We start from the raw sequence: 24,963 nt of genomic DNA, 5'->3' as shown, positions 1-24,963 counted from the left end.
GGCGCGCCGGACGGCGCTAGCCGGTGTTGCGCCGGAACGGATCGTGTTCGCGCAGTTCGTCGACGTACGCGTGGATATGCTCGGTCTCGCGCTCGAGAAAGCGCGCGACCGCATCGGAAAACGCCGGATGCGCGAGCCAGTGCGCGGAGTGCGTGACGGTCGGCAGGAAACCACGCGCGAGCTTGTGCTCGCCCTGCGCACCGCCTTCGAACGTGTCGAGTCCGGCCTCGATGCAGAATTCGAGCAACTGATAGTAGGCGGTTTCGAAATGCAGGCAGGGCACGTGTTCGATCGCGCCCCAGTAGCGGCCGTACAGCGTGCCGCCGCCGTGCTCGCCGCGCCGGTACACGGCGAGCGCGCTCGCGATCGGTTTCCCGTCGGCTTCCGCGATCACGAGCAGCAGGTTCTCGGGCATCGTCGCGCCGATCGTGCGGAAGAAGTCGAGGTTCAGGTACGGGCTCGAATAGTGCTCGCGGTACGTTTGCCGATAGCAGCGCGAGAAGAAGCGCCAGTCGGCGTCGGTGATCTGATCGCCGGTCAGCCGCCGGAAGGTCACGCCCGCGTCGTGCACCTTGCGCCGCTCCGCGCGGATGTTCTTGCGCTTCTTCTGCTCGAGTGTGGCGAGGAAATCGTCGAAGTGGCGGTAGCCGTCGTTGAGCCAGTGAAACTGCACGCCTTCGCGCAGCATCATCCCCATCGATTCGAGCAGGCGCGCTTCGTCGCCGGTCGGAAACAGCACGTGCAGCGACGACACGTCGCTCTGCTCGGCGAACGCGAGCAGCGTGGCCGCGAGCCGGCGGCGCGCGTCGTCGTCGGCCGCGAGCAGCCGCGTGCCCTGCACCGGCGTGAACGGCACCGCGCACAGCAGCTTCGGGTAGTAGGGCAGGTCGTTGCGCTGGTACGCGTCGGCCCACGCCCAGTCGAACACGTATTCGCCGTACGAATGCTGTTTCGCGTAGACGGGCGCGGCGGCCGCGAGGCGGCCGGTGCGCGTGTCGGTCAGCGTGACGAAGTGCGGCGACCAGCCGGTGTCGTCCACCGCGCAGCGCGCGACGTGCAGCGCGTCGAGGAATTCGTGGCGCAGGAACGGCGTGGGCTGCGCGTCGCCCGCGAGCAGCGCGTTCCATTCGTCGGCCGGCACCTCGGCGGGGGACGACAGGATGCCCGTGCGATAATCGATGCGTTCGTGTTTCAAGCGTGAATCCGTACCGTTGGATGTTGCCGGATGCGGGCCGCCGTGGCCCGCGCCCGGATCGATTTCGTCAGCCGTTCAAGGCGCGCCGCCGGGTTGCGCCGCTCCCGCCATGAAGACCCGACTCGCTCTCGCCCAGATCAACGTCACCGTCGGCGATTTCGCCGGCAACGTCGCGCGCATCGTCGCGGCCGCGCGCGCCGCGCACAACGATGGTGCGCAACTGATGGTCGCCCCCGAACTCGCGTTGTCCGGCTATCCACCCGAAGACCTGCTGCTGCGACCCGCGTTCTACGCGGCGGCGGCCGCCGCGCTCGATGCGCTCGCCGACGCACTGAAGGCGTTCGACGGGCTCGCGGTACTGGTCGGCCATCCGTTGCGCGGTGCGGGGGCGGGCAGCGCGTCAGCCGTCGATGGTAATGCAAACCGCCCGATCGAGCGCGGCGTGCCGCCCACCGATACCTTCAACGCGGCGTCGCTGATCGTCGGCGGCGAGATCGTCGGCACCTACCGCAAGCAGGATCTGCCGAACGCCGAGGTGTTCGACGAGAAACGCTACTTCGCGACCGATACCGAGCCGTTCGTGTTCGAGCTGAACGGCGTGAAATACGGCGTGATCATTTGCGAGGACGCGTGGCATGCGTCGGCCGCGCAGATCGCGAAGGCGGCCGGCGCGCAGGTGCTGCTGATCCCGAACGGCTCGCCGTATCACATGAACAAGGAGGCGGTGCGCATCGACATCCTGCGCGCGCGGATTCGCGAGACCGGGCTGCCGATGGTCTACGTGAACCTTGTCGGCGGCCAGGACGAACTCGTGTTCGACGGCGGGTCGTTCGTGCTCGACGGCGACGGCGCGCTCGTCGCGAAGATGCCGCAGTTCGACGAAGGGCATGCGATCGTCGAATTCGACGGCGCGCGGCCGCTGCCTGGCGCGATCGCACCCGGGTTGTCGACGCACGCGCAGGTGTACCGCGCGCTGGTGACCGGCGTGCGCGACTACATCGGCAAGAACGGCTTTCCCGGCGTGCTGATCGGGCTGTCGGGCGGCGTCGATTCGGCGCTGGTGCTGGCCGTCGCATGCGATGCGCTCGGGCCGGAGCGCGTGCGCGCGGTGATGATGCCGTCGCGCTTCACGGCCGACATCTCGACCACCGATGCGGCGGAAATGGCGCGGCGCGTCGGCGTGCGCTACGACGAGATCGCGATCGCGCCGATGTTCGATGCATTCCGCACCGCGCTCGCGGACGAATTCGCGGGCCGCGCGGAAGACGCGACGGAGGAGAACATCCAGGCGCGCATCCGCGGCACGCTGCTGATGGCGCTGTCGAACAAGTTCGGCTCGATCGTGCTGACGACCGGCAACAAGAGCGAGATGGCGGTCGGCTACTGCACGCTGTACGGCGACATGGCCGGCGGTTTCGCGGTGATCAAGGACATCGCGAAGACGCTCGTGTACCAACTCTGCCGCTATCGCAACGAAACGACCGATTACGCGCTGCGCGACGTGATTCCCGAGCGGATCCTGACGCGCGCGCCGTCGGCGGAGCTGCGCGAGAACCAGACCGACCAGGACAGCCTGCCGCCGTACGACGTGCTCGACGCGATCATGCGGATGTACATGGAAGAAGACCGGCCGCTCGCCGAGATCGTTGCGGCCGGCTACGCGCAGGCCGACGTCGAGCGCGTGACGCGGCTCATCAAGATCAACGAATACAAGCGCCGCCAGGCGCCGATCGGCATCCGGGTCACGCATCGCGCATTCGGGCGCGACTGGCGCTACCCGATCACATCACGTTTTACCGAACGGCTCGATTGACCGGTGCTGGGCCGGAGGCGGCCCGCCGGCTTACAATCGGGAACGCGATTTTTCATCCAAACGAGCATTGAGGGACAACCATCATGAAACGCATCACCGCCATCATCAAGCCGTTCAAGCTGGACGAAGTCCGCGAAGCGCTCGCCGAAGTCGGTCTCACGGGCCTGACCGTGACGGAAGTGAAGGGCTTCGGCCGTCAGAAGGGCCACACCGAGCTGTATCGCGGCGCCGAATACGTGGTCGACTTCCTGCCGAAGATGAAGATCGAGGTGGTCGTCGCGGAAGCGCAGGTCGATCAGGTGATCGACGCGGTGATCGGTGCGGCGCGCACCGGCAAGATCGGCGACGGCAAGATCTTCGTGTCGGACGTCGAGCGCGTGATCCGCATCCGCACCGGCGAAGAGAACGAAGCGGCCGTCTGAGCGCCGCCGCTTCCGCGCCGTTCAATCACTTCCCGGCCGCTTCGGCCGAGCGGGCCACGGGTCGCAAGAATCCGCCGCCCAAGAAAAAACGGTGCGGATACCCGGTTGGGTACCGCACCGATACGCGCCTCTCGCAGCAGCGTGGAAAGTGTTGTCGAATCGTTCTTTGACGGCGCCTGATCAGAACAGGTGCTGGATGCCGGCGTAGACGCCGGTCTGGCTGCCGCCCGGATGCGGGTTGCCGGTCGACACGGCGGTGCCCGCACCGTTCGCGTTCAGGCCGAAGTTGGCCGACGAGCTGTTGCGCACCGTCGCGGCCTGCAGGTCGAACAGCGTGCGCTTCGAGATGTTGTACGAACCGCCGATCGTGTAGATGTTCGCGTTGCCGCCGCCGTGGTTCGCGTTCACGTGATACACGGCCGCGATCAGCGCCGCTGCCGGCGTCGCCTGCCACGTCACGCCGCCCCACACCTGTTGCGTACCCGTCACGCCGGCGTTCACTGCCGGGCCGCCGCTGCCGTCCGCGCGCGATGCCTGGTAGGCCGCCTGAACCTTGAACTGGCCGAGGAACACGTTCACGCCCGCGAAGTATTCGCGCGAGTAGTTGAACACGTCCGAGAAGCGGCCGTTGCTGTCGCGCGTTTCGTCGTAGATGCCGCGCAACTGGAACAGCGAGTTCGTGTAGGTGACCTGACCGCCCATTGCACGACCCGGTTGGCCGGCCGTCGTGTTGCCGTTGAAGCTGGTCGAATTCGAGAACGAGAACTGGCCGTAGAAGTCGAGGCCGTAGAGCGACGGCGACTGGTACGACACGTTGTTGCTGGTCTTGTTCCAGTTGCGGCCGCGCACCAGCGAGGCCGTCGACCAGGCCGACTGGCCGAACGGGTCGAAATCCCACACGCCGTTGGCGATCGCGAGCTCGCGACCCAGCAGCAGCGTACCGTAGCGGTCGTTCGAGATACCGACGGTCGCGAAACGATCCCAGATCGAGCCGCTGAAGCCGCCCGTCATCGTGTTGAACGCGCCTTCGATGTGGAACAGGACCTTGTTGCCGCCACCGATGTCCTCGCTACCCTTCAAGCCCCACAGGCTCGTGCCCCAGTCGCCGCTTTCCGCGCGCACTTGGTGGCCGTTTTGCAGGCCGTTCATGTACTCGATACCTGCATCCAGGCGGCCATACAGCGTGACGCTGCTCTGCGCGTGCGCCGTCACCACCCCAGCAGCCATCAGCGCCGCCGCGACCAAAGCTTTCTTCATCATCTCCTCCATACCCTGTCAAAAAGTCAACCCAGACTGCACGAGATGCCCGGAGCGCGAGCGCCGGGCAAAAGCGGGATAACCAGGGAGACCTCGTGCAGGGCCGGTAAGCGCGGCACGCGGGCAAGCAGACGGAAAACCGTTGAGCGGTCCCGCGCAGCCGGGTCGGCCTGCGGGGTCTCCTTGTTGTGTCGTGAAGCTAAACTACATTTCACGAACTTCGTTTTGCTACTTTGGTTACTAATTTAGCAAAAATACAATTTTGTGGCGACGGAAATCGTTGTTTGACTAACCGCTGTCGCCAAATTGCCATGCAACACGGTGCGCAACAGGGCTCCCAAGGGTTCTCGATTACCGGAAAACCCTTGTCCCACAAGGGAGACATGGATTCGGCGGATAGGGCTCAAGGATTGCCACTATTGACGTTGCAAAGGCGCCGGCGTAAGCGCGAAAGTCGCGAAATGGGTAAGTATTTCGTAATGATTCCGGCGATTGCAGCCATCGCCGATCGGTGCCCGAAACGCCCGGCCGAAACGCGCTGTGGCTAGTCCGCGCTCGGCCGTGCGTCGAGCAACTGCGCGCGGATCCAGCGATGCGCGTCGGTGCGCGCATGCTTCGCATGCGAGTAGACCTTCACCGTGTAGCGCGGGATTTCGAACGGCGCGGGGAAGATGCGGATCGGCGCCGCGTGCCGCAGCGCCTGCGCGGCGCGGTTCGGCACGGTCATCAGGAGTGCCGACTCCGCGATCACGAACGGCGCGGCCAGCACGGTCGGCAACTGCACGGCGACGTGCCGCGCGAGGCCGAGCCGGTCGAGCACGTAGTCGACGACGCCACGCGACTCGTTCCACGGCGTGACGACCACGTGGCGCGCCGCCAGGTACTGGTCGAGCGTCAGCCGCCGGCGGATGTCCGGATGCGTGGCGCTCGCGATCACGACGTAATCGTCGGAGAACCAGTCGAAATCCTCGATGCCCGGTGCGTCGGCCGCCGATTCCTCGTGGTAGCCGAGCGCGAAGTCGATGCGGCCGGCCGCGAGCTCGTCGACGGAAATCTTGCGGTCCGAATGGACGACGCGGATGCGCAGGTGCGGCGCCACGTGCTGGATGCGGGCGACGAACGCCGGCAGCACCGCGAATGCCGTGTAGTCGGTCGCGGCGAACACGAACGTACGGTCGCTTTGCGCCGGATCGAAGCGGCGCGCGCGGGCGAGCCCCTTCGACATCGCGTCGAGCGCGTCGCCGGCCCACGTGGCGATGTCGTCGGCGCGCACGGTCGGCTGCATCTCGTTGCCGAGCCGCACGAACAGCGCATCGCCGATCGCGTCGCGCAGCCGGGCGAGCGCATGGCTCAACGCCGACGGGCTCAACGCGAGCTCGTGCGCGGCCGCTGCGACCGACCGGTGGCGGTACAGCGCGTCGAACACGAGCAGCAGGTTCAGGTCGAGGCGGCGCAGATCGGGATGCATCATGTTCAGGTCTGGATGAAGAACCTGCACTTCCTGCAGGCATCGCATGAACGTAGCATGACGGTTTGAACGGCGCCAGCGCGGCTGCGGGCTGCGCGGCGCCGTTTTCCGTTTCACATCCCGGGCCGGAGGAGGGCTCAACCCGTGCAAATCGATATCCGTTCCGCCACCGTCGCCGACGTGCCGCAGATCCTGCGCTTCATCACCGAACTGGCCGTCTACGAGAAAGCGGAGCACGAAGTCGTCGCGACGCCCGAATCGCTCGAACGCAGCCTGTTCGGCGAAGGCTCGCCGGCGCGGGCGCTGATGTGCGAGATCGACGGCGAGCCGGCCGGCTTCGCCGTGTATTTCTTCTCGTATTCGACGTGGCTCGCGCGGCAGGGGCTGTATCTGGAGGATCTGTACGTATCGCAGCGTTTTCGCGGCGCCGGCGCGGGGCTGCGGCTGCTGAAGGCGCTCGCGCGGATCGCGGTCGACTCGGGCTGCGGGCGTTTCGAATGGAGCGTGCTCGACTGGAACGAGCCGGCGATTCGCTTCTACGAAAGCGTCGGCGCGGCGCCGCAGAGCGAATGGGTGCGTTACCGGCTGGCGGGCGACGAACTGCGCGCGTTCGCCGACGGCACGCCGGTGAGCGCCGCGTAAACGCAAAACGGGCGCCGCGCGGCGAACCGCGGGCGCCCGCTCGGGCGTGGCGCGTGACGGGCGTTACTTGAGGCTGCCCGACAGGAAGCCGCGCAGGCGGTCGCTCTTCGGGTTCGCGAACACCTCGGCCGGCACGCCTTGTTCCTCGACGCGGCCCTGGTGCAGGAACATCACGTGGTTCGACACGTTGCGCGCGAAGCCCATCTCGTGCGTGACGACGATCATCGTGCGGCCTTCCTCGGCCAGCTTCTGCATCACCTTCAGCACTTCGCCCACCAGTTCCGGGTCGAGCGCGGAGGTCGGCTCGTCGAACAGCATCACGTCCGGATGCATCGCGAGCGCCCGCGCGATCGCCACGCGCTGCTGCTGGCCGCCGGACAAATGCGACGGATACTGCTTCTCGACGCGCGGCGCGAGGCCGACCTTCTCGAGATACTCGCGCGCACGGTCCTCGGCTTCCTTCTTCGGGATGCCGAGCACGTTCACCGGCGCTTCCATCACGTTCTCGATCACGTTCATGTGCGACCAGAGGTTGAAGTGCTGGAACACCATCGACAGCTTGGTGCGCACGCGCTGCAGCTGTTTCGAATCGGCCGCGCGCAGTGCGCCCGTCTTGTCGAGCGCGGTGCGCACTTCCTCGCCGTCGACGAAGATGCGACCCGCGTTCGGCTGCTCGAGGAAGTTGATACAGCGCAGCATCGTGCTCTTGCCGGAGCCGGACGAGCCGATCACGCTGATCACGTCGCCCGAGTTCGCCCTCAGCGACACGCCTTTGAGCACCTCGTTGTCGCCGTACCGCTTGTGGAGATCGTCGACGAAAAGCTTCTGGGTCTGGGAGTTCATTCGATTAGTCCTGCGGAAACTTACTTGCCTTGCGGGCGCAGATACGCGAGCCAGCGGCGCTCGGCCTGGCGGAACAGCCACACGAGCGTGAACGAGATCACGAGGTAGAGCAGCGCGGCGATGCCGAACGCGTGGAACGACATGTAGGTCGCCGAGTTCACGTCGCGCGCGATCTTCAGGATGTCCGGCACGGTCGCGGTGAAGGCCACCGTCGTCGCGTGCAGCATCAGGATCACTTCGTTGCTGTACAGCGGCAGCGCGCGGCGCAGCGCCGATGGCAGGATCACGCGGCGATACATCGTGAACGGCGACATCCCGTACGCGCGCGCGGCTTCGATCTCGCCGTACGACGTCGCCTTGATCGCGCCCGCGAAGATTTCGGTGGTGTACGCGCAGGTGTTCAGCGTGAACGCGAGCAGCGTGCAGTGCATCCCGTCGCGGAAGAACGCATCGAGCATCGGCGTGCCGCGCACCGCCTGCAGGCTGTACAGGCCCGTGTAGCAGAGCAGCAGCTGCACGTAGAGCGGGGTGCCGCGGAACACGTACGTATACAGCCACACGGCGCCCGCCAGCCACTTCCGCTTCGACACGCGCGCGACGGCGAGCGGCACCGACAGGCAGAAGCCGAGGCCGATCGACACGACCAGCAGCCACAGCGTGATCGCGACACCGGTGATGCGATAGCCGTCGGTGTACAGATAGTTGCGCCAGTATTCTTGGATGAGTTCGATCATAGGTCAGCCTTGCGGACACCGGTCGAGTAGCGCTTTTCGAGCCACATCAGCACGAAGTTCGAGATCGTCGTGATGGCGAGGTAGACCGCTCCCGCGATCAGCGTGAAGAAGAAGAATCGCAGCGTGCCCTTGCCGGCGTCCTGCGACGCCTTCACGACGTCGGCCAGACCGATGATCGACACGAGCGCGGTCGACTTCACGAGCACCTGCCAGTTGTTGCCGATGCCCGGCAGCGCGAAGCGCATCATCTGCGGGAACATGATCCGCGTGAATACTTGCCAGTTCGTCATCCCGTAGGCGCTGCCGGCCTCGAGCTGGCCGCGCGGCACCGACAGGAATGCGCCGCGGAACGTCTCGGTGAAGTACGCGCCGTAGATGAAGCCGAGCACGAGCACGCCGGCGAGGAACGGGTCGATGTCGATCTGGTCCCAGCCGAGCGCGTCGGTCGCCATGTTCAGCCAGATCTGCAGGCTGTAGAACAGCAGCAGCATCAGCACGAGATCGGGCACGCCGCGGATCAGCGTCGTGTAGACGGTGCCGACGCCGTTCGTCACGCGGTTGCGCGACAGCTTCGCGCCGGCGCCGAGCAGCCCCAGCAGGAACGACAGCGCAAGCGAAAGCACCGCCAGTTTGACGGTTTGCCAGGTGCCGGCGAGGATCAGCGGGCCGTAGCCTTGTAGAAACATATGGGGTCCCTGGTGTGGTCCCTGACGGCGCACGCGGTGCGCCGCGAAACACGCGTCCGCCAAGCTGCGCGGAACGCCCCGTGCGTATCATGACCGTCCGCCCCGGCAACGGTGCCGGGCCCGCCCGTCGCGCGAGCGACGGGCAAGGGGCGGGCGGCGCGTGGTTGACTGCCTGTACTGCCCGGACGCGGGGCCGCCCCCGCATCCGCTGCTGCTGCTTGGGCCGCGTTCAGCGGGCCGGCGCCGAATAGACGCTGAACGAGAAGTACTGGTGCGACAGCCGGTCGTAGGTGCCGTCCTTGTGCATGTCGGCCAGCGCCCGGTTGATCTTGAGCTTCAGGTCGGTATCTTCCTTGCGCAGGCCGATCGCGGTGCCGTCGCCGATCGTCTTCGGATCCTTCACTTCCGGCCCGGCGAACGCGAAGCCCTTGCCGCGCGGCGTGCGCAGGAAGCCGTAGTCGGCCTGCAGCTCGTCCTGCAGCGTCGCGTCGAGGCGGCCCGTGCCGAGATCGGTATAGACCTGGTCCTGGTTCTGGTAAGGAACGATCGTCACGCCCTGCGGTTCCCAGTACGCCTTCGCGTAGGTTTCCTGCGTCGAGCCCTGCTCGACGCCGACGCGCTTGCCCTTCAGCGACGCGACCGTCGGCAGCAGCGGCGAGCCGGTCTTCGCGATCATCCGTGCGGGTGCGTCGTACACCTTGTCGGAGAAGTCGATCTGTTCGCGACGCTTGTCCGTGACGGTCAGCGACGACACGATGACGTCGTACTTCTTCGCCTTCAGCGCCGGGATGATTCCGTCGAGATCCTGCGCCACCCACACGCATCTCACGTTGATCCGCTTGCAGATTTCCTTGGTGAGATCCACGTCGAAACCGACGATCTCGCCGCTCGGCGCGGTCGACTCGAACGGCGGGTAGCTGGCGTCGACGCCGATCCGCACGGTCTTCCACTCCTTCGCGAAGGCGCTGCCCGCCACGAGGGCGAGGGCGGCGCACAGGGCGGCCTTCTTCATTTCCATCCTTCTGTTGCTGACTTTCCGGGGGCGCTCGCGGCCGGTCGAACCGGGCGCCGCGGCGTATTCTAGACGGCCAAAAATCGCCGATCGGCGCTCTGACGTTGGCGGCCGCCGGAACGGCGAACGCCAAAAGGGCGGTATTTTACCCGAACGCGATACCCGGAAAACGGCAATCCGGCACGGTCGACCGATTCCTCGAATCGGCTGTTGCGGTAATCGCGGTATTCGCAACGAATATTTCGGCAATTGGTTCCGCGGCTGCAACGATGCGGTGCGCGGGCGGCGGATTGTGGCGCGTTCGACGTCCCCCTACAGTGGAGGTAAACCCGAACAGAACATCTGCGCCCCCGAGCGTCCACCCCAATGTTCCAGATCCTGCGCGCCGAAGACCGCTGGCATACGCGCCACGGCTGGCTCGAATCGAGTCACAGTTTTTCGTCTGCCTGCCGCACCGCGCATGCGCCGGTGCGTCCGCCCGTCGGCGCGCTGTGCGTGCTGAGCGAGGATCTGATTGCGCCGACGCGCGGTTTCGGGATGCAGCCGCGCCGCGACGTGGAGATCGTCACCTACGTGCTGGATGGCGTGCTCGCGCACCGCGACAGCCTCGGCTGCGGCGCGATCGTCCGGACCGGCGGCATCCAGCGGATGAGCGCCGGCACGGGGCTCATGCACGGCGAAACCAACGCGTCGCGCGACCGCCCGCTGCATCTGCTGCAGATCTGGCTGCAGCCGGCCGAGCGGGGCGGGCGGCCCGGCTACGAGGAGCGGCGTTTCGCCGACGACGAGAAGCGCGGGCGCCTGAGGCTCGTCGCGGCGCCCGACGGCGGCGACGGCGCGCTGTCGATGCGGGCGGATGCCCGCATCTTCGCGGGGCTGATCGACGGCGACGAGACGACGGCGTTCGACGTGCCGGCCGGGCGCAGCGTCTACGTGCACGTGGCGCGCGGCGAGGTCGAGGTCAACGGCCGCGCGCTGGCCGCCGGCGACGGCGCGCGGATCGGCGGCGTGGACGCGGTGGCGTTCGCGCGCGGCCGGAGCGCCGAGGTGCTGCTGTTCGACGTCGCCTGAAACGAAAAAGGGGACGCAGGCCGATGCCTGCGTCCCCGTTCGGTGCCGCCGTGCGAGCGGCCCGCCGGCTTACTGCGCCGGCGCCGACGCGCCCTTGGCGGCCGCGCGATGCTGCTCCCAGCGCGCCTTCATCTTCTCGTGGCGCTGTTCCATCTTCGCGAACTGCTGCTTGAGCACGGTGCTGACCATCGTCTTCTGCTGGTCGTTCAGCCCGTTGTAGAACGTGAGCCACGCGGCGGACGTCTGCTCGCGCAGCTGCGCGTTCTGCGCTTCCGCCTGCTGGCGCGCCGAATGCATCGCGCTCAGGTCGAGGATCGGCTGGTTCTGCTGCGCCTTGAACTGCTCGCGCATCTGCTCGTGGCTCTTGCGCATCGCGTCACGGTTCTGCTTCATCGTATTGACGGCGGCTTGCCATTGCTGCTCCTGCGACGCATTGAGCTTTAGCTGGTCGTGCAGTTTCATGATCGCGCCGAACGGGCCGCCTTCGTGCCCGTCGTGCATCCGGTGCATGCCGGGGCCGCCCGGCGGCGGCATGTCGTCGGGCGGCGCGGCATGCGCGGTGCCGAATGCGAGAGCGAGCACGGTGGCGGCCGCGATGGCCACGCGGGAAGTCTTCTTATACATTTCAGAAACTCCTTGTATCCAAAGGGTCCGGCGATGCGGTGCCGGGAAAGTCGGGTACCGCATCCGGTAAGACGCAGGTTAGCGATGCAGGCTCCGACGGGTGTTACGCGGGGCGGCGGCCCGGTTACCGCGCATTACAGTTCCCTTGCGCGGTAACCCGCAGTAACCCTTTCGCCCCTTTGTTTCGTTCTTCGACTCCGCCCTCGCGCGGTAAACTTCGAGCCATGACTACCCAGATCCTCATCGTCGACGACGACCAAGAACTCCGAGACCTGCTGCGCGACTATCTCGTGCGCCAGGGGATGGAAGTGTCCGTGCTGCACGACGCGGCGACGCTCGAGAAGCGCCTCGAGCGCGAGCGGCCCGACCTGATCGTGCTGGACCTGATGATGCCGGGCGTGGACGGCCTGACCGCGCTGCGCCAGCTGCGCGCGGCCGGCGACGACATCCCCGTGATCATGCTGACCGCGCGCGCGGACGACGTCGACCGCATCGTCGGGCTCGAGCTCGGCGCGGACGACTACCTCGGCAAGCCGTTCAACCCGCGCGAGCTGCTCGCGCGCGTGCAGGCCGTGCTGCGCCGCCGCCGCGCGACGCCGTCGGCGGCCGCGCCCGAACAGCGCGAGCCGTTCGCGTTCGGCCGCTTCCTGCTCGACTTCCAGGCGCGCACGCTGTCGGTCGACGGCAAGCCGGCCACGCTGTCGAGCAGCGAGTTCGCGCTGCTGAAGATCTTCGTGAACCACGCGCTGCGCACGCTCACGCGCGAGCGGCTGCTCGAGCTGCTGCACGGGCCCGAGTACGACGGCACCGACCGCGGCATCGACGTCCAGGTGTGGCGCCTGCGCCGCATCCTCGAAACGGATCCGTCGACGCCGCGCTTCATCCAGACGGTGCGCGGGCGCGGCTACGTGTTCGTGCCCGACGGCGAGGCCCATGCGCAAACCCATTGATTCGCTGTTCGGGCGGCTGGCGCTGCTCGTCGTTGGCGTCCTGCTCCTGTCGCACTTCGCGTGGTTCTTCGCGATGCGGCTCGAGCGCAACCAGATGCAGACGCGCTATGCGGTCGAGGAGGCCGCGTTCCTCGTCGACGCGGTGCGCCAGCACGTCGCGCGCACGCCCGACCAGCCGCTGCCGTCGCGCGTGCGGCTTGTGTCGCCGGACAGCGCCGACGTGCCGAAGGGCGGCGATGCGGGGCTGCCGCCGCCGCTGAAGCGATTCCGCGACGACGTGAGCGACCGGATGCCGCCTGGCACGCAGGTCGAGATCGGCACACCGGGCCATCCGCCCGTGCTGTGGGTGAAGGAGCCGGCCGACCGCAACTGGATCGTGGTGCCCGTGCAGCCGCTGCGGCCGCCGCGCTCGCTCGACCGGATGCTGCTGTGGCTCGGCACGATCTTCTCGGCCGGCGTGATCGCCGCGCTGTTCGCGGCCTGGCAGTTACAGCAGCCGCTGCGCTCGCTCGCTCGCGCGGTCGCGCGTTTCGGCCGCGGGCAGCCGGTGCCGCCGCTGCGCGAACGCGGGCCGCGCGAACTGCGCCAGCTCACGCACGGCTTCAACCAGATGGTCGAGCAGGTGTCGCAGGCCGACAGTGATCGCGCGGTGATGCTGGCCGGCGTCGCGCACGACCTGCGCACGCCGCTCGCGCGGATGCGCCTGCGGGCGGAAATGATGGACGACGCGCGGCTGCGCGACGGCGTCGTGCGCGACGTCGACTCGATGTCGCACATCGTCGACCAGTTCCTGGTGTTTGCGCATGGCGGGGCCGACCGCAGCGAGCCGGTGCCGGTCGATCACGCGTGCGAGCGGATCGCGCGCAGCTATCGCGCGGTCGCGCCGAACGCGCCGGCGGTCCAGACGCGGCTGGAGGCCGATCCCGGCTTCCGGCTGCCGACGGCGACGCTCGACCGGATCCTGTCGAACCTGCTGGACAACGCGCATGCGTACGGCGCACCGCCCGTACTCGTCGAGACGGCGCGCACGCCGGCCGGCTACGTGCTGTCGGTCAGCGACAGCGGCGGCGGCATCGCGCCGCGCGACCTCGCGGCCGCCACGCGGCCGTTCGTGCGGCTCGATCCCGCGCGCGGCGGGAACGGCCACAGCGGGCTCGGGCTCGCGATCGTCGAGCGGCTCGTGCTCAGGCTGGGCGGCGCATGCGACATCGGCAATCGCCCCGAAGGCGGCCTGCGCGTGTCGATGACGTTCCCGTTCGACGCCGTGCCGAAAGACGACGAATCCCACGCACAGGCCGCATGAGCGGGTGCGGCGCCTGCCCGGCCGGGCGGGCGCCGCGCGGCGTCATTCGCCGAACAGCGTGCCGAGCGTCTCGGCCGCGTTGCTGTCGATCGTGTTGTAGGTCACCGTGGTGGCCTCGAAGATATAGACGGTCGTATACCGGCCGAGGCGCTCCAGGATTTCCTCCTGCAGCGATTCCGGCACGACGTTCATGTTCAGGTACCACGCCGTGGACGACAGCCGCGTCTGGAACGACCCGTACTCCTGCATGAGTTCATAGAACGCGTCGGCATCCTGATCGCGACAGACGATCACCAAGTTTCCTGCCATTCCCTTCCTCCCGCTCGTCGGTCGATCCCCGGGGCCGGTCGACACGGCGCGCGTGCGTGTTGCGGCGACACGGCCGAACCGGACCCCGGGGGCTAGCCCCGATCATACCTGCTTCGCCGTATCCGGCTGCTGATCCCGGACACGGTTTGTGCCCGCGTGCGGGGGGGCGGGTTCACGGCCGGGCCGGATCACGGCATAATTCGGGCCTGCGTGCCGGCCGCCGGACTGCGGCCAGGCTGTTCCGTACCGCGCGCCCGCCATCCGTCCACGCGCCGGGCACGATCCATGCGTTGCCTGCGCCGTCCCCGGACGGTTGTACCTGAAATACAGGTTGGTGTAGTGTCGTGCCGTCGCGGCCCGGCTCGACCGGCCGCGGCAGCGCATGCACGCACGGCGCGCCGCGTGCGCGAGATCGCCAGTCAATCGAATTACCGCGCCCGTGCGCTTTGCCATGAATCAACATCGACTGCCGGCTTCGATCGGCCTTACCGGGGAGGGCGCCTGATGAACGTCGGATTCTTCAATCCGAACCGGACCGCCAACGCATCCGCGTGGCGCGTGTTGCCGAACCGGTGGGACTTCATCGCCTTTCCGCTGATCATCTGCCTGATCGCGATGGCGGTGGTCGGCTTTCACGAAACGCTGGCGCCGATCGGCGTGCTGCAGACGCAGAAGATCTCGCTCGATCCGTCGAACCTGCCCGAATATGCACTGCGCACCACGCTGCGGATGCTCGCCGCGATGGTCGCGTCGCTGGCGTTTACGCTCGTCTACGGCACGCTCGCGGCCAAGAGCCGCCGCGCGGGCATGGTGCTGATCCCGATCCTCGACATCCTGCAGTCGGTGCCGGTGCTCGGCTTCATCTCGTTTACGGTCACGTTCTTCCTCGCGCTGTTCCCGAGCCGCGTGCTCGGCGCCGAGCTGGCCGCGATCTTCGCGATCTTCACGAGCCAGGCGTGGAACATGACGTTCAGCTTCTACCAGTCGCTGCGCACGGTGCCGCGCGACCTGGACGAGGTGTCGCGCGGCTTCCACCTGACGTCCTGGCAGCGCTTCTGGAAGCTCGAGGTGCCGTTCTCGATGCCGGGCCTGATCTGGAACATGATGATGTCGATGTCGGGCGGCTGGTTCTTCGTCGTCGCGTCGGAGGCGATCACCGTCGGCAACCAGACGATCACGCTGCCGGGCATCGGCGCGTATCTCGCGCAGGCGATCGCGGACAAGAATTTCGGCGCGATCGGCTGGGTGATCCTGACGATGACGGTCGTGATCCTCGCGTATGACCAGTTCCTGTTCCGCCCGCTCATCGCGTGGGCCGACAAGTTCCGGATGGAAAACACCGCGTCGGGCGATGCGCCGCAATCGTGGCTGCTCGACCTCGTGCGCCGCACGCGGCTGATCCATCAGCTGCTCGTGCCGGCCGGCTGGTTCTTCGCGAAGGCCGCGCGGATCCCGCTGCGCCTGCCGCTGTCGGGCGCGATGCGCTTTACGCTGCCGCGCGTCGAGAAGAAGGCGTCGCGCACGGTCGACATCGCGTGGGCGGGGCTCGTGCTGCTCGGCACGGCCTATATCGTGTGGCGCGTCGTCAGCTTCGTCGCGACCGGCGTGACGATGGCCGAAGTCGGCCACGTGCTCGTGCTCGGGCTCATCACGCTGCTGCGCGTGGTCGTGCTGATCTCGATCGCGTCGCTGATCTGGGTGCCGATCGGCGTGTGGGTCGGGCTGCGTCCGAAGCTGGCCGAGAAGCTGCAGCCGCTCGCGCAGTTCCTCGCCGCGTTCCCCGCGAACCTGCTGTTCCCGGTGTTCGTGATCGTGATCGCGCGTTTCCACCTGAATGCGGACATCTGGCTGTCGCCGCTGATCGTGCTCGGTACGCAGTGGTATATCCTGTTCAACGTGATCGCCGGCGCGACGTCCTACCCGAACGACTATCGCGAAGCGGCGACCAACTTCCGCATCCGCGGCTGGCAGTGGTGGCGTCAGGCGATCCTGCCCGGCATCTTCCCGTACTACGTGACCGGCGCGATCACCGCCTCGGGCGGCGCGTGGAACGCGAGCATCGTGTCGGAAGCCGTACAGTGGGGCAGCACCCGGATCGAGGCGCATGGCCTCGGCGCCTACATCGCGCGGACCACCGCCGCCGGCGATTTCCCGAAGATCATCCTGGGCATCGCCGTGATGTCCCTGTTCGTCACCCTGTTCAACCGCCTGCTGTGGCGCCCGCTGTATGCCTTCGCCGAAGCGAAGCTGCGGCTCGACTGAGACCGATTGAGAGCGAAACGCGATGCACAATCCGAATGCTGTAAACGCCCCCGTCCAGACGTCCCAGCCGCCGCGCCTCGGTGAAGAAATCCTGCGCGTCGATCATGTCTGCCGCGGCTTCAACAAGACGCAGGGCGAGCTGCTCGTGCTCGACGACGCGAACCTGTCGCTGCGCGAAGGCGAGATTGTCGGCCTGCTCGGCCGCTCGGGCTCGGGCAAGTCGACGCTGCTGCGGATCATCGCCGGGCTGATCGAGCCGACCGGCGGCGAAGTGACCTATCTCGGCAAGCCGCTGCGCGGCCCGGCCGAAGGCGTCGCGATGGTGTTCCAGACCTTCGCGCTGTTCCCGTGGCTCACCGTGCTGCAGAACGTGGAGGCCGGGCTGGAAGCGCTCGGCGTCGGCGCGCGCGAGCGGCGCGAGCGTGCGCTCGCCGCGATCGACCTGATCGGTCTCGACGGCTTCGAGAACGCGTATCCGCGCGAGCTGTCGGGCGGGATGCGCCAGCGCGTCGGTTTCGCGCGCGCGCTCGTCGTCGATCCGACCATTCTGCTGATGGACGAGCCGTTCTCCGCGCTCGACGTGCTGACGGCCGAGACGCTGCGTACCGATTTGCTGGACCTGTGGACGCAGGGCCGCATGCCGATCAAGTCGGTGCTGATCGTCACGCACAACATCGAGGAAGCGGTGTTCATGTGCGACCGGATCCTCGTGCTGTCGTCGAACCCCGGCCGCGTGATCGCCGAGATCAAGGTGCCGTTCAAGCACCCGCGCAATCGTCTGGACCCGGCGTTCCGCAAGCTCGTCGACGACATCTACGCGAAGATGACCGCGCGGCAGACCGGCGAGGCGACGAAGAAGGGGCTCGAGCTCGGCAGCTGGCTGCCGCAGGTGTCGACCAACCTGATGGCCGGCCTGATCGAGACGCTCGCGATGGCGCCGTACCACGGCCGCGCGGACATGCCGGAAATCGCACGCACGCTGCATCTGGAAGTCGACGACCTGTTCCCGATCGCGGAAGTGCTGCAGTACCTCGGCTTCGCGGACGTGCGCGAAGGCGACGTGTTCCTGACGCCGCCGGGGCGCGTGTTCGCGGAATTCGGCACGCAGGAGCGCAAGCTGATGTTCGCGGATCACCTGCTGAAGCACGTGCCGCTCGCCGCGCGGATCAAGAAGGTGCTGAACGAGCGCCCGGGCCATCGCGCGCCGCGCGTGCGCTTCGAGCAGGAGCTCGAGGATTTCCTGTCGGACGGCGCGGCCGAGGAAACGCTCGACGCGGTGATCGACTGGGGCCGTTACGGCGAGATCTTCTCGTACAACGACCAGACCGAGATCTTCAGCCTCGAGGACGTCGAGTCCTGATGTTGACAGGGCGATTCCTGCACGTCCCGCTGGAGTCGCCCGGATGCCCCCAAGCGGGTTGATTCGGCCGCTGCGGGCCAAGGGCCCGTGGCCCGCCCTGGCGTTCGCAATGGGCGCCGGTCCCCATGGACACCCGCCTGGCGGATCGTGCTCCTGCCGGAAGCGCCGCGGATGGCGTTCGCCGAGGATGTCGCGCCCGGTTTCACGCTTCGGCGCTCACGCTTCGTTCACTTTCGCCGCCGTCCTCCCCCTTCAACGCGCGTTTAATGCCGGATCGGTGCGGTGTGCTTCAATCGGCGCGCGAGCGCGCCCGCCCGTCAGCAACTGATATCGGGGATCGATCAATCGATAGTTGGCGACCGGAATGTTGTTATTTATACAGATAAGGCGAAAGATATTTCGGATCTTGCGTTCGGAGTAAATTACCACGGTCTGATCGGGAAGCCGGTTTATTCATCAGAAACGGTGATACCTCCAGGTGTGAAGTTTGAGGTGGTAGGGGTGGATGAATTCGGACGAGTTATTTTGGAGCAATTGTGATGTTGAAGCGGGACAGACTACCTTACTCCTCGCTACCTTCAGCATTGAGAGTGTTGATTCCCGAGGCCATTTTTTTGAAGGCGTTCGAGAATGCAGAGTCTCAAACGATCGTCGTTTGGTATTCCGACTCGAAAATCGGCAGTCAGCATGAGGTCGAGTATTCGTCAAAATTGGGGCGTTTTCTGTCACGCAGCGAGCGTGAAGCGCGATTTCCTGCGGAGCGGGAGATTGTTCTGCGGGACGGGATCCGAGTCAAAGTAGGCAATAGACTTGGGGTCCATACCGACGTTCGCTATGAGACCTATACGGCATACGATCCAATTACGTCGTCGAAGCTTGCAGTTGGGGAGCAGATGTTCTTCATGCGGTTTCTTGCTGAAGTCGAGACCGTCGTTCGGCAAGCAATCGAAAAAGCGAAGTTTCCAAGTACTTATGCTGGGTGGAGTCCACTCGAGCGCATTCGCTATTGGGTCGGCGTGCTGTATCGTGCGCGGCGCCAGACCGGGGAGTCGGGCATTAATGAGGATGAGGCCTTCCAGCCTTCTTTGTTGAAGCAGATGAGAGCTGTGGATCCTGGGGTCGATGCCATTCTCGCGGCGGTCCTTGCCGAGTTGAGCCGCATGGAGATGATCAGCCCAGACGTCATGCGGGCCGCGTTTAATCAACGTACGGGCGCATCGATTTGATCGCCCGGCGGATAAGCATGTTGGATGGTCGGTATACCCAGGTTCGCACGAAATTTTCTATGGTTAAGTTGAATGACCGATAAGAATCCCGATTTTTCACCGATGCGCATGCGGGCACGCGGATTCGTGTCGCAGGGGCGCATCGAGGATGCGCTTGGACTGTACGGCGACATCCTGAAAGTGGCGCCGGAAGACGCGGCGACGTATGCGGATCGCGGCACGACCTTCGCGATGATCAAGAAGACGGATCTCGCGCTGAACGATCTGAACCGGGCCATCGAGCTGGGGTACACGGACCCATCGGCGTATTGCACGCTCGCGACGATTTACCTCGAAGGCGGTGCCTACCAGAAGTCGCTCGATTACTTCGACAAGGCGCTGAAGCTCAATCCCGACCAGCCTTTCGTCTATTTCAATCGCGCCAGGGCATACGAGGCGCTGGGCGATATCAATGCGTCGATCGCCGATCTCGAGCGATGCCTGACTTACAACCCGGACGATGCGCTGTCCGCGAAGATCAAGGAAAGGGTGGCGCAGCTTCGCGCGCGTCTGTAACCACGGCAGGTCGCGAGCACGCAGAGCGCCACGGGCGCCGCGCACGATGACGCGCGGCGCATCGCGCGATTACTGCAAATTCCCCCACCGATCAACGGCCGGCTCCGCCGACGCCCATTTCCAGTGCGTGCCTTGCTGGCACGCATTCGCGAAATACCAGTCGGCCTTGTCGCCGTCCTTCACCGAGAACGCGAATTCCTTGCACAGCGCGAGCGCCGACGAGTACGCGCGCGTGACGCGCACTTCGCCTTCGCCGTTTTCGAGCGGCAGCGTGTTCTTCACCTTCCACGGCTTCACTTCGCCGACGGCGAGACTGCCGGCCGTCTTTGCGATCGCGTCCTGCTGATTCTGATGGAGTTGCTTCATCGTGCGGTTGACGGCTTCGTCGGTCGCGGCCTGCACGGCAATGCCGACGCCGACGCCGACCGCCGGGTTCGCGGTGACGAGGCCGGTCGCCGCGCCGGCCAGCGCGCCGCTGGCGGCGCCGACCGACCCGCAGCCCGACAGCGCGACCGTCGCCGCGCACAGCGCGCCGATCGCCGCGATACGGATCGCGACGCTCATTGCAGCGCGCCCCAGCGTTCGGTCGCCGGTTCCGCCGATGCCCATTTCCACACGGGCCCGTCGCGGCAGATCGTGGCGACGTAGAACGCCGATTGCGCGGCCTTGTCGGCCTTCGCCGGCGTATCGACCGCGAACACGATTTCCTTGCAGTCGAGCGGACCGACGCTGATCATCCGGCTGACCGTCACGCGGCCCTGCTCGTCGTCCTCGATCGGGAACGAATGGTGCGTCGACCACGGCGCGACACCGCCGACGTCGAGCGGCCCGGCCGCCTTCGCGATCTGCTCCTGCGTGTAGCGGTGCGCGACGCGTTGCGAGTACTGGACGCCGGCGCGCGCGCCGGCGACGGCGCCGAGGCCGATGCCCGTCGCGACGGCGGCATTGTTGGTGACCTTGGAGGCGATCGCGGCGCCCGCGATACCGGCGCCGGCCGTCGCGCCTTCGCTGTACAGCGAATTGCAGCCGGACAGCAGTGCGGCCGTGGCGATCACGGCCAGCACGACGCGCGCCGGCGTGGCCCGGCGCGGCGATTCGAAACGAATGTTCATCCCTGAGTGCAAGTCCTGTCTGGGTGAGCGGCGGCGCGTGCACGCCCTGATGCCGCGTCATTGTTTCGCAATTGTCATAGGAAAACTGCAAAGCTTTGACAAATCGCCGTGCGTCGCGCCGCGTGCGCGCGGGCGGCGTTATTGTCGGATAGATGATCGGCGAGGGGTCGAAACGTTACAAATTGAAGGTAATTGTTACCTTCGGATGCGATCAAGCGACCTAGACTATTTTGCTATGGAATGTTTCTACGACGGCCTCGAGCCGCGCCGCATATGAGACACCCAGCCATGCGCCGTTCGAAACGGTTGTCACCCCGGCCCCCCGTCGCGGCGGCCGACCATCCGGAAGTGCCGCCGCGTCCGCGGACCGACGCGCCTTCGGCACCGCCTGCGGGCGCGCCGGACGAGACACCGTCGGACGGCGATCACAACCAGGGCGGTGCTCGCCCGGAAGGGCTCGACTATCAACGCGACCTCGGTCAGGAGCAGGACGCTTGATACGGTCGTCGCCGCATTCCATCGCCGTATTTCATTGCAATTCTCGGAACTGAGTCGCCGCGCGGCCGCCTTCGGGCCGCCGCGCCTGCTTTGGCGTGCGTCGCGCGCCAGCCAATCGAATCGAGGAGGGGAAGTCGCATGAGCAGATTGATCGTGGTATCGAATCGTGTCGCCGCCGGCGAGGACACGCGCCCAAGCGCGGGCGGCCTGGCCGTCGGCGTGATGGACGCGCTGAAGGAAACTGGCGGCGTCTGGTTCGGCTGGAACGGCGAGATCGTCGGGGCGCCGGATGCCGAGCCCGCGATCCAGCGGGACGGCAACGTGACGTATGCGACGGTCGGGCTGACCCGGCGCGACTACGACCAGTACTACCGCGGCTTCTCGAACGCGACGCTGTGGCCGGTGTTCCATTACCGCGGCGATCTCGCGCGCTTCGATCGGCAGGAGTACGCCGGTTATCTGCGCGTGAACGCGATGCTCGCGAAGCAGCTCGCCGCGCTGCTGCGTCCGGACGACCTGATCTGGGTGCACGACTACCACCTGCTGCCGTTCGCGCACTGCCTGCGCGAGCTCGGCGTGAAGAACCCGATCGGCTTCTTCCTGCACATCCCGTTTCCGTCGCCCGACATGCTGCGCCTCGTGCCGCCGCACGAGGAACTTGTGAAGTTCATGTGCGCGTACGACGTCGCGGGCTTCCAGACCGACGCCGACAAACAGGCGTTCACCGACTACATCGAGCGGCGCGGCATCGGCGCGGCGAGCGAGGACGGGATGCTGCACGCGCACGGCCGCGTCGTGAAGGTCGCGGCCTATCCGATCGGCGTGCATCCCGACGCGATCGCGCAGGCGGCCGTCCAGTACGGCACGCGCAAGCCGGTGAAGATGCTGCGCGAGGCGCTCGGCGACCGCAAGCTGGTGATGAGCGTCGACCGCCTCGATTACTCGAAGGGGCTCGTCGAGCGCTTCCAGTCGTTCGAACGGATGCTCGCGAATGCGCCGGGCTGGCAGGGGCGCGTGTCGCTGCTGCAGATCGCGCCGCCGACGCGTTCCGACGTGCAGACCTACCAGCACATCCGCGAAACGCTCGAAGGCGAGGCCGGCCGCATCAACGGCCGCTTCTCGCAACTCGACTGGACGCCGATCCAGTACCTGAACCGGAAGTACGAGCGCAACCTGCTGATGGCGTTCTTCCGGATGTCGCAGGTCGGCTACGTGACGCCGTTGCGCGACGGGATGAATCTCGTCGCGAAGGAATACGTCGCGTCGCAGGATCCGGCCGATCCGGGCGTGCTCGTGCTGTCGGAGTTCGCGGGCGCGGCAGCCGAGCTGACCGGCGCGCTGCTCGTCAATCCGTACGACCTGTCGCAGATGGCCGAGGCGCTCGAACGTGCGCTATCGATGCCGCTCGCGGAGCGGCAGGCGCGTCATGAGGAGAATCTCGCGCGGTTGCGCGAGAACGACCTGTCGGTGTGGCGCGACACGTTCGTCGCCGACTTGCGCAGTGTCGCCGCGGCGGCGTCGGTCACGCAGCGCGCGGGCCTGCGGGTCGCGCATGCGTGAGTGCGCGCCGGGCGCCGGCAGCGACGAAGAAACGGCAGGCGATACGGCCGGCCGTTTCTTCGTCGTGACGGGCGGCCCCGGTTCGGGCAAGAGCACGTTGCTCGATGCGCTCGAGCGCGCCGGGTTCGCACGCTCGCAGGAAGCCGGACGCGGCGTGATCCGCGACCAGATGGCCGTCGACGGTCCAGCACTGCCGTGGCGCGACCCGGCAGCGTTCGCCGAGTTGATGCTGGGCTGGGAGATGCGGTCCTACCATCTCGCGCGGCAGGCGCGCGGGCCGGTGTTCTTCGACCGCGGCGTGCCGGACGTGATCGGCTATCTGAAGCTGACCGGATTGGCGGTACCCGCGCACGCGGAAGCCGCGGCGCGGCGTTTCCGCTATCACCGGCGCGTGTTCATCGCGCCGCCTTGGCCCGACATCTATGCGCAGGACGCCGAGCGTCGGCAGGATTTCGCGGAAGCGGTGCGCACCCATGACGCGATGGTCGAGTGCTATACGTCGTACGGCTATCGGTTGATCGAGTTGCCGCGCGTGAGCGTGAAGGCGCGCGTGCGCTTCGTGATGGACGCGCTCGACGCCGCATGACGCCCGACGCGGGTGCGGCGCACGACGATGTCAGGCCGCCGTGTCCGGCCGCGGCGACGCGATGCGCAGCAGGCTGACGACCGCGGCCACCGCCGCGAACACCGTGGCGACATAGAGTGCGATCGTCGGTCCGCGGTCGGGCGCGAGCCCGAAAATCAGCGCGACCAGCGCGGCGCCGAGCGTCTGACCGGTCAGGCGCGCGGTGCTCAGCATGCCGCCGGCGCCGCCGCTGCGCTCGCGCGGCGCCGACGACAGCATCGCGCGGTTGTTCGGCGACTGGAACAGCCCGAAGCCCGCGCCGCACAGCGCCATCCGCCACACGATGTCGACCGTGCCCGGGTGCGCGCCGATCGTCGCGAGCGACAGCAAGCCGGCGGCGAACAGCGCCAGCCCGATCCCGCCGAGGATGCCGGCCGAATAGCGGTCCGACAGCACGCCCGCGAGCGGCGCGGCGAACACGATCACGAGCGGCCACGGCGTCATGTAGAGGCCCGTCTCGACCTGCGAGAAACCGAGTGAATTCTGCAGCCAGAACGGCAGCGCGACGAACGCGAGCATCTGCGACGTGAACGACGCCGTCGACGTGTAGACCGACAGCGCGAACATCGGGATGCGCATCAGGTCGACCGGCAGCAGCGGCGCCGGCTGCGACAACTGGCGCTTCACGAAGAAGTAGCCGACCACGAATGCGACGGCCAGTTCGGCCGCGACGTACGCATGACTTTCGCCGTGACCGAGCCCGTCGACGGCCGTGATCAAGAGGCCGAACACGCAGGCGTTCATCAGCGCGCTCGCGAAGTCGTACGGCGCGTCGTGCAGCGGGTTGGCCGGCAGCGCGCGCACGCTGCCGAGCACGGCCGCGATGCCGATCGGCACGTTGACCGCGAACAGCCACGGCCACGACGCGAACGACAGGATCGCGGACGCGACCGTCGGCCCGATCGCCGACGACAGCGCGACCACCATCGCGTTGAGCGACAGCCCGCGCCCCAGCATCGACGACGGGTAGATCATTCGCACGAGCGCCGCGTTGACGCTCATGATGCCGGCCGCGCCGAACCCCTGGATCACGCGCATCACCGCCAGCATCGGCAGCGAGCCGGCGAGCGCGCAGCCCAGCGATGCCGCGGTGAACAACGCGAGGCCGGCGATGTAGACGCGGCGATAGCCGATGCGTTCGCCGAGCGACGCGAGCGGCAGCAGCGTGATCGTGACCGCGAGCTGGTACGCGTTGACGATCCAGATCGACGCGGCGTCGGACGCGTGCAGGTCGCGCGCGATGGTCGGCAATGCGACGTTCGCGATGGCGCCGTCGAGCACGGCGAGCGTGATGCCCAGGGCGACGCAGACGATCGCCCAGTAGCGTTGCGGAAGCGGCAGGCCGGTATCGGCGTTCATGACGGGAGCGAGAGCGTGGTTGTCCGCGCGCCCGCGAGCCGGTTGCGTGCGCAACCATGTGCAGGGGCGGCGGCGAT

At 66.9% G+C, this 24,963-nt stretch carries 25 protein-coding genes; 13 read left to right on the top strand and 12 right to left on the bottom strand.

Going from position 1 to position 24,963, the window contains the following annotated elements; genetic code table 11:
- Positions 1 to 16 precede the first annotated feature (16 nt).
- A complete protein-coding gene (locus GJG85_RS12740) occupies positions 17 to 1,195 on the bottom strand; it encodes a GNAT family N-acetyltransferase (RefSeq protein WP_124554792.1) in 1,179 nt (392 codons plus the stop codon).
- A 109-nt stretch (positions 1,196 to 1,304) separates the two neighbouring features.
- On the opposite strand from GJG85_RS12740, the gene GJG85_RS12735 reads away from it, so the two are divergent.
- Positions 1,305 to 3,008, top strand: a complete 1,704-nt coding sequence (locus GJG85_RS12735; protein ID WP_204383351.1) for an NAD+ synthase — start codon at positions 1,305 to 1,307, stop codon at positions 3,006 to 3,008.
- A gap of 83 nt (positions 3,009 to 3,091) precedes the next feature.
- A complete protein-coding gene (locus GJG85_RS12730; RefSeq protein WP_006398637.1) occupies positions 3,092 to 3,430 on the top strand; it encodes a P-II family nitrogen regulator in 339 nt (112 codons plus the stop codon).
- A gap of 180 nt (positions 3,431 to 3,610) precedes the next feature.
- Here the strand turns inward: GJG85_RS12730 and GJG85_RS12725 are convergent, their stop codons facing one another.
- A complete protein-coding gene (locus GJG85_RS12725; protein WP_050012021.1) occupies positions 3,611 to 4,690 on the bottom strand; it encodes a porin in 1,080 nt (359 codons plus the stop codon).
- A gap of 541 nt (positions 4,691 to 5,231) precedes the next feature.
- Positions 5,232 to 6,158: a LysR family transcriptional regulator gene (locus GJG85_RS12720; protein ID WP_124651403.1), complete on the bottom strand. Its 927-nt coding sequence runs from the start codon at positions 6,156 to 6,158 to the stop codon at positions 5,232 to 5,234.
- A 141-nt stretch (positions 6,159 to 6,299) separates the two neighbouring features.
- On the opposite strand from GJG85_RS12720, the gene GJG85_RS12715 reads away from it, so the two are divergent.
- Positions 6,300 to 6,797: a GNAT family N-acetyltransferase gene (locus GJG85_RS12715; RefSeq protein WP_089488725.1), complete on the top strand. Its 498-nt coding sequence runs from the start codon at positions 6,300 to 6,302 to the stop codon at positions 6,795 to 6,797.
- Between the two features lie 63 nt (positions 6,798 to 6,860).
- On the opposite strand, the gene GJG85_RS12710 is transcribed toward GJG85_RS12715, so the two are convergent.
- From GJG85_RS12710 to GJG85_RS12695, 4 genes are all read right to left on the bottom strand, one after another.
- Positions 6,861 to 7,640: an ABC transporter ATP-binding protein gene (locus GJG85_RS12710; RefSeq protein ID WP_050012018.1), complete on the bottom strand. Its 780-nt coding sequence runs from the start codon at positions 7,638 to 7,640 to the stop codon at positions 6,861 to 6,863.
- A 20-nt stretch (positions 7,641 to 7,660) separates the two neighbouring features.
- A complete protein-coding gene (locus tag GJG85_RS12705; RefSeq protein WP_050012017.1) occupies positions 7,661 to 8,374 on the bottom strand; it encodes an ABC transporter permease in 714 nt (237 codons plus the stop codon).
- On the bottom strand, positions 8,371 to 9,060 hold the full coding sequence (gene hisQ, locus GJG85_RS12700) for a histidine ABC transporter permease HisQ (RefSeq protein ID WP_006489645.1): 690 nt from the start codon (positions 9,058 to 9,060) through the stop codon (positions 8,371 to 8,373). The genes GJG85_RS12705 and hisQ overlap by 4 nt, the downstream gene beginning before the upstream one ends.
- A gap of 229 nt (positions 9,061 to 9,289) precedes the next feature.
- Positions 9,290 to 10,072, bottom strand: a complete 783-nt coding sequence (locus GJG85_RS12695) for an ABC transporter substrate-binding protein (protein ID WP_050012016.1) — start codon at positions 10,070 to 10,072, stop codon at positions 9,290 to 9,292.
- Between the two features lie 366 nt (positions 10,073 to 10,438).
- On the opposite strand from GJG85_RS12695, the gene GJG85_RS12690 reads away from it, so the two are divergent.
- Positions 10,439 to 11,143 (top strand): pirin family protein, encoded by a 705-nt coding sequence (locus tag GJG85_RS12690; RefSeq protein WP_089488724.1) that lies wholly within the window; start codon positions 10,439 to 10,441, stop codon positions 11,141 to 11,143.
- A gap of 69 nt (positions 11,144 to 11,212) precedes the next feature.
- On the opposite strand, the gene GJG85_RS12685 is transcribed toward GJG85_RS12690, so the two are convergent.
- Positions 11,213 to 11,767, bottom strand: coding sequence for a periplasmic heavy metal sensor (locus tag GJG85_RS12685; protein ID WP_050012014.1), 555 nt, complete (start codon positions 11,765 to 11,767; stop codon positions 11,213 to 11,215).
- A gap of 224 nt (positions 11,768 to 11,991) precedes the next feature.
- On the opposite strand from GJG85_RS12685, the gene GJG85_RS12680 reads away from it, so the two are divergent.
- Entirely contained in the window at positions 11,992 to 12,717 is a 726-nt protein-coding gene (locus GJG85_RS12680; RefSeq protein WP_006493394.1) for a response regulator, read from the top strand.
- Positions 12,701 to 14,020, top strand: coding sequence for an ATP-binding protein (locus tag GJG85_RS12675; RefSeq protein ID WP_050012013.1), 1,320 nt, complete (start codon positions 12,701 to 12,703; stop codon positions 14,018 to 14,020). Before GJG85_RS12680 ends, GJG85_RS12675 begins: the two co-directional genes overlap by 17 nt.
- A 42-nt stretch (positions 14,021 to 14,062) precedes the next feature.
- On the opposite strand, the gene GJG85_RS12670 is transcribed toward GJG85_RS12675, so the two are convergent.
- A complete protein-coding gene (locus tag GJG85_RS12670) occupies positions 14,063 to 14,329 on the bottom strand; it encodes a hypothetical protein (protein WP_011545926.1) in 267 nt (88 codons plus the stop codon).
- A gap of 504 nt (positions 14,330 to 14,833) precedes the next feature.
- Between GJG85_RS12670 and GJG85_RS12665 the strand changes: the two genes are divergently transcribed.
- From GJG85_RS12665 to GJG85_RS12650, 4 genes are all read left to right on the top strand, one after another.
- Positions 14,834 to 16,591 (top strand): ABC transporter permease subunit, encoded by a 1,758-nt coding sequence (locus GJG85_RS12665; RefSeq protein ID WP_050012012.1) that lies wholly within the window; start codon positions 14,834 to 14,836, stop codon positions 16,589 to 16,591.
- A 22-nt stretch (positions 16,592 to 16,613) separates the two neighbouring features.
- Complete coding sequence (locus tag GJG85_RS12660) at positions 16,614 to 17,951, top strand: nitrate/sulfonate/bicarbonate ABC transporter ATP-binding protein (protein ID WP_006755837.1); 1,338 nt, start codon at positions 16,614 to 16,616, stop codon at positions 17,949 to 17,951.
- 590 nt (positions 17,952 to 18,541) lie between these two features.
- A complete protein-coding gene (locus tag GJG85_RS12655) occupies positions 18,542 to 19,177 on the top strand; it encodes a hypothetical protein (RefSeq protein WP_235356304.1) in 636 nt (211 codons plus the stop codon).
- A gap of 72 nt (positions 19,178 to 19,249) precedes the next feature.
- Complete coding sequence (locus GJG85_RS12650; protein WP_089488723.1) at positions 19,250 to 19,732, top strand: tetratricopeptide repeat protein; 483 nt, start codon at positions 19,250 to 19,252, stop codon at positions 19,730 to 19,732.
- Between the two features lie 69 nt (positions 19,733 to 19,801).
- On the opposite strand, the gene GJG85_RS12645 is transcribed toward GJG85_RS12650, so the two are convergent.
- A complete protein-coding gene (locus tag GJG85_RS12645) occupies positions 19,802 to 20,296 on the bottom strand; it encodes a hypothetical protein (RefSeq protein ID WP_050017462.1) in 495 nt (164 codons plus the stop codon).
- A complete protein-coding gene (locus GJG85_RS12640) occupies positions 20,293 to 20,844 on the bottom strand; it encodes a hypothetical protein (RefSeq protein ID WP_050017463.1) in 552 nt (183 codons plus the stop codon). Before GJG85_RS12640 ends, GJG85_RS12645 begins: the two co-directional genes overlap by 4 nt.
- 288 nt (positions 20,845 to 21,132) lie before the next feature.
- On the opposite strand from GJG85_RS12640, the gene GJG85_RS34985 reads away from it, so the two are divergent.
- The 3 genes from GJG85_RS34985 (at position 21,133) to GJG85_RS12630 (ending at position 23,488) form a co-directional block, all read left to right on the top strand.
- A complete protein-coding gene (locus GJG85_RS34985; RefSeq protein ID WP_080334377.1) occupies positions 21,133 to 21,342 on the top strand; it encodes a hypothetical protein in 210 nt (69 codons plus the stop codon).
- A 138-nt stretch (positions 21,343 to 21,480) separates the two neighbouring features.
- Positions 21,481 to 22,902 carry an alpha,alpha-trehalose-phosphate synthase (UDP-forming) gene (otsA, locus tag GJG85_RS12635; protein ID WP_089488722.1) on the top strand — a complete coding sequence of 474 codons (1,422 nt, stop codon included), beginning with the start codon at positions 21,481 to 21,483 and terminating at the stop codon, positions 22,900 to 22,902.
- Positions 22,895 to 23,488: an AAA family ATPase gene (locus GJG85_RS12630; protein WP_089488721.1), complete on the top strand. Its 594-nt coding sequence runs from the start codon at positions 22,895 to 22,897 to the stop codon at positions 23,486 to 23,488. Before otsA ends, GJG85_RS12630 begins: the two co-directional genes overlap by 8 nt.
- 30 nt (positions 23,489 to 23,518) lie before the next feature.
- On the opposite strand, the gene GJG85_RS12625 is transcribed toward GJG85_RS12630, so the two are convergent.
- Positions 23,519 to 24,886 (bottom strand): MFS transporter, encoded by a 1,368-nt coding sequence (locus tag GJG85_RS12625; RefSeq protein WP_050017466.1) that lies wholly within the window; start codon positions 24,884 to 24,886, stop codon positions 23,519 to 23,521.
- Positions 24,887 to 24,963: the final 77 nt, after the last annotated feature.

This window comes from Burkholderia sp. MS389 (genome assembly GCF_016899425.1).
Lineage (GTDB): Bacteria > Pseudomonadota > Gammaproteobacteria > Burkholderiales > Burkholderiaceae > Burkholderia > Burkholderia sola.
This window is presented reverse-complemented; position numbering and strand designations above follow the sequence as displayed.

What these genes read in the sequence shown, in the direction of transcription:
- GJG85_RS12665 (WP_050012012.1), top strand. Translation starts at nt 14,834, where the DNA reads ATGAACGTCGGATTCTTCAATCCGAACCGGACCGCCAACGCATCCGCG.
- GJG85_RS12660 (WP_006755837.1), top strand. Translation starts at nt 16,614, where the DNA reads ATGCACAATCCGAATGCTGTAAACGCCCCCGTCCAGACGTCCCAGCCG.
- GJG85_RS12670 (WP_011545926.1), bottom strand. Translation starts at nt 14,329, where the DNA reads ATGGCAGGAAACTTGGTGATCGTCTGTCGCGATCAGGATGCCGACGCG.
- GJG85_RS12730 (WP_006398637.1), top strand. Translation starts at nt 3,092, where the DNA reads ATGAAACGCATCACCGCCATCATCAAGCCGTTCAAGCTGGACGAAGTC.
- GJG85_RS12645 (WP_050017462.1), bottom strand. Translation starts at nt 20,296, where the DNA reads ATGAGCGTCGCGATCCGTATCGCGGCGATCGGCGCGCTGTGCGCGGCG.
- GJG85_RS12625 (WP_050017466.1), bottom strand. Translation starts at nt 24,886, where the DNA reads ATGAACGCCGATACCGGCCTGCCGCTTCCGCAACGCTACTGGGCGATC.
- GJG85_RS12675 (WP_050012013.1), top strand. Translation starts at nt 12,701, where the DNA reads ATGCGCAAACCCATTGATTCGCTGTTCGGGCGGCTGGCGCTGCTCGTC.
- GJG85_RS12650 (WP_089488723.1), top strand. Translation starts at nt 19,250, where the DNA reads ATGACCGATAAGAATCCCGATTTTTCACCGATGCGCATGCGGGCACGC.
- GJG85_RS12690 (WP_089488724.1), top strand. Translation starts at nt 10,439, where the DNA reads ATGTTCCAGATCCTGCGCGCCGAAGACCGCTGGCATACGCGCCACGGC.
- GJG85_RS12710 (WP_050012018.1), bottom strand. Translation starts at nt 7,640, where the DNA reads ATGAACTCCCAGACCCAGAAGCTTTTCGTCGACGATCTCCACAAGCGG.
- GJG85_RS12705 (WP_050012017.1), bottom strand. Translation starts at nt 8,374, where the DNA reads ATGATCGAACTCATCCAAGAATACTGGCGCAACTATCTGTACACCGAC.
- GJG85_RS12735 (WP_204383351.1), top strand. Translation starts at nt 1,305, where the DNA reads ATGAAGACCCGACTCGCTCTCGCCCAGATCAACGTCACCGTCGGCGAT.
- GJG85_RS12720 (WP_124651403.1), bottom strand. Translation starts at nt 6,158, where the DNA reads ATGATGCATCCCGATCTGCGCCGCCTCGACCTGAACCTGCTGCTCGTG.
- GJG85_RS12640 (WP_050017463.1), bottom strand. Translation starts at nt 20,844, where the DNA reads ATGAACATTCGTTTCGAATCGCCGCGCCGGGCCACGCCGGCGCGCGTC.
- GJG85_RS12630 (WP_089488721.1), top strand. Translation starts at nt 22,895, where the DNA reads ATGCGTGAGTGCGCGCCGGGCGCCGGCAGCGACGAAGAAACGGCAGGC.
- GJG85_RS12725 (WP_050012021.1), bottom strand. Translation starts at nt 4,690, where the DNA reads ATGATGAAGAAAGCTTTGGTCGCGGCGGCGCTGATGGCTGCTGGGGTG.
- hisQ (WP_006489645.1), bottom strand. Translation starts at nt 9,060, where the DNA reads ATGTTTCTACAAGGCTACGGCCCGCTGATCCTCGCCGGCACCTGGCAA.
- otsA (WP_089488722.1), top strand. Translation starts at nt 21,481, where the DNA reads ATGAGCAGATTGATCGTGGTATCGAATCGTGTCGCCGCCGGCGAGGAC.
- GJG85_RS12680 (WP_006493394.1), top strand. Translation starts at nt 11,992, where the DNA reads ATGACTACCCAGATCCTCATCGTCGACGACGACCAAGAACTCCGAGAC.
- GJG85_RS34985 (WP_080334377.1), top strand. Translation starts at nt 21,133, where the DNA reads ATGCGCCGTTCGAAACGGTTGTCACCCCGGCCCCCCGTCGCGGCGGCC.
- GJG85_RS12695 (WP_050012016.1), bottom strand. Translation starts at nt 10,072, where the DNA reads ATGAAGAAGGCCGCCCTGTGCGCCGCCCTCGCCCTCGTGGCGGGCAGC.
- GJG85_RS12685 (WP_050012014.1), bottom strand. Translation starts at nt 11,767, where the DNA reads ATGTATAAGAAGACTTCCCGCGTGGCCATCGCGGCCGCCACCGTGCTC.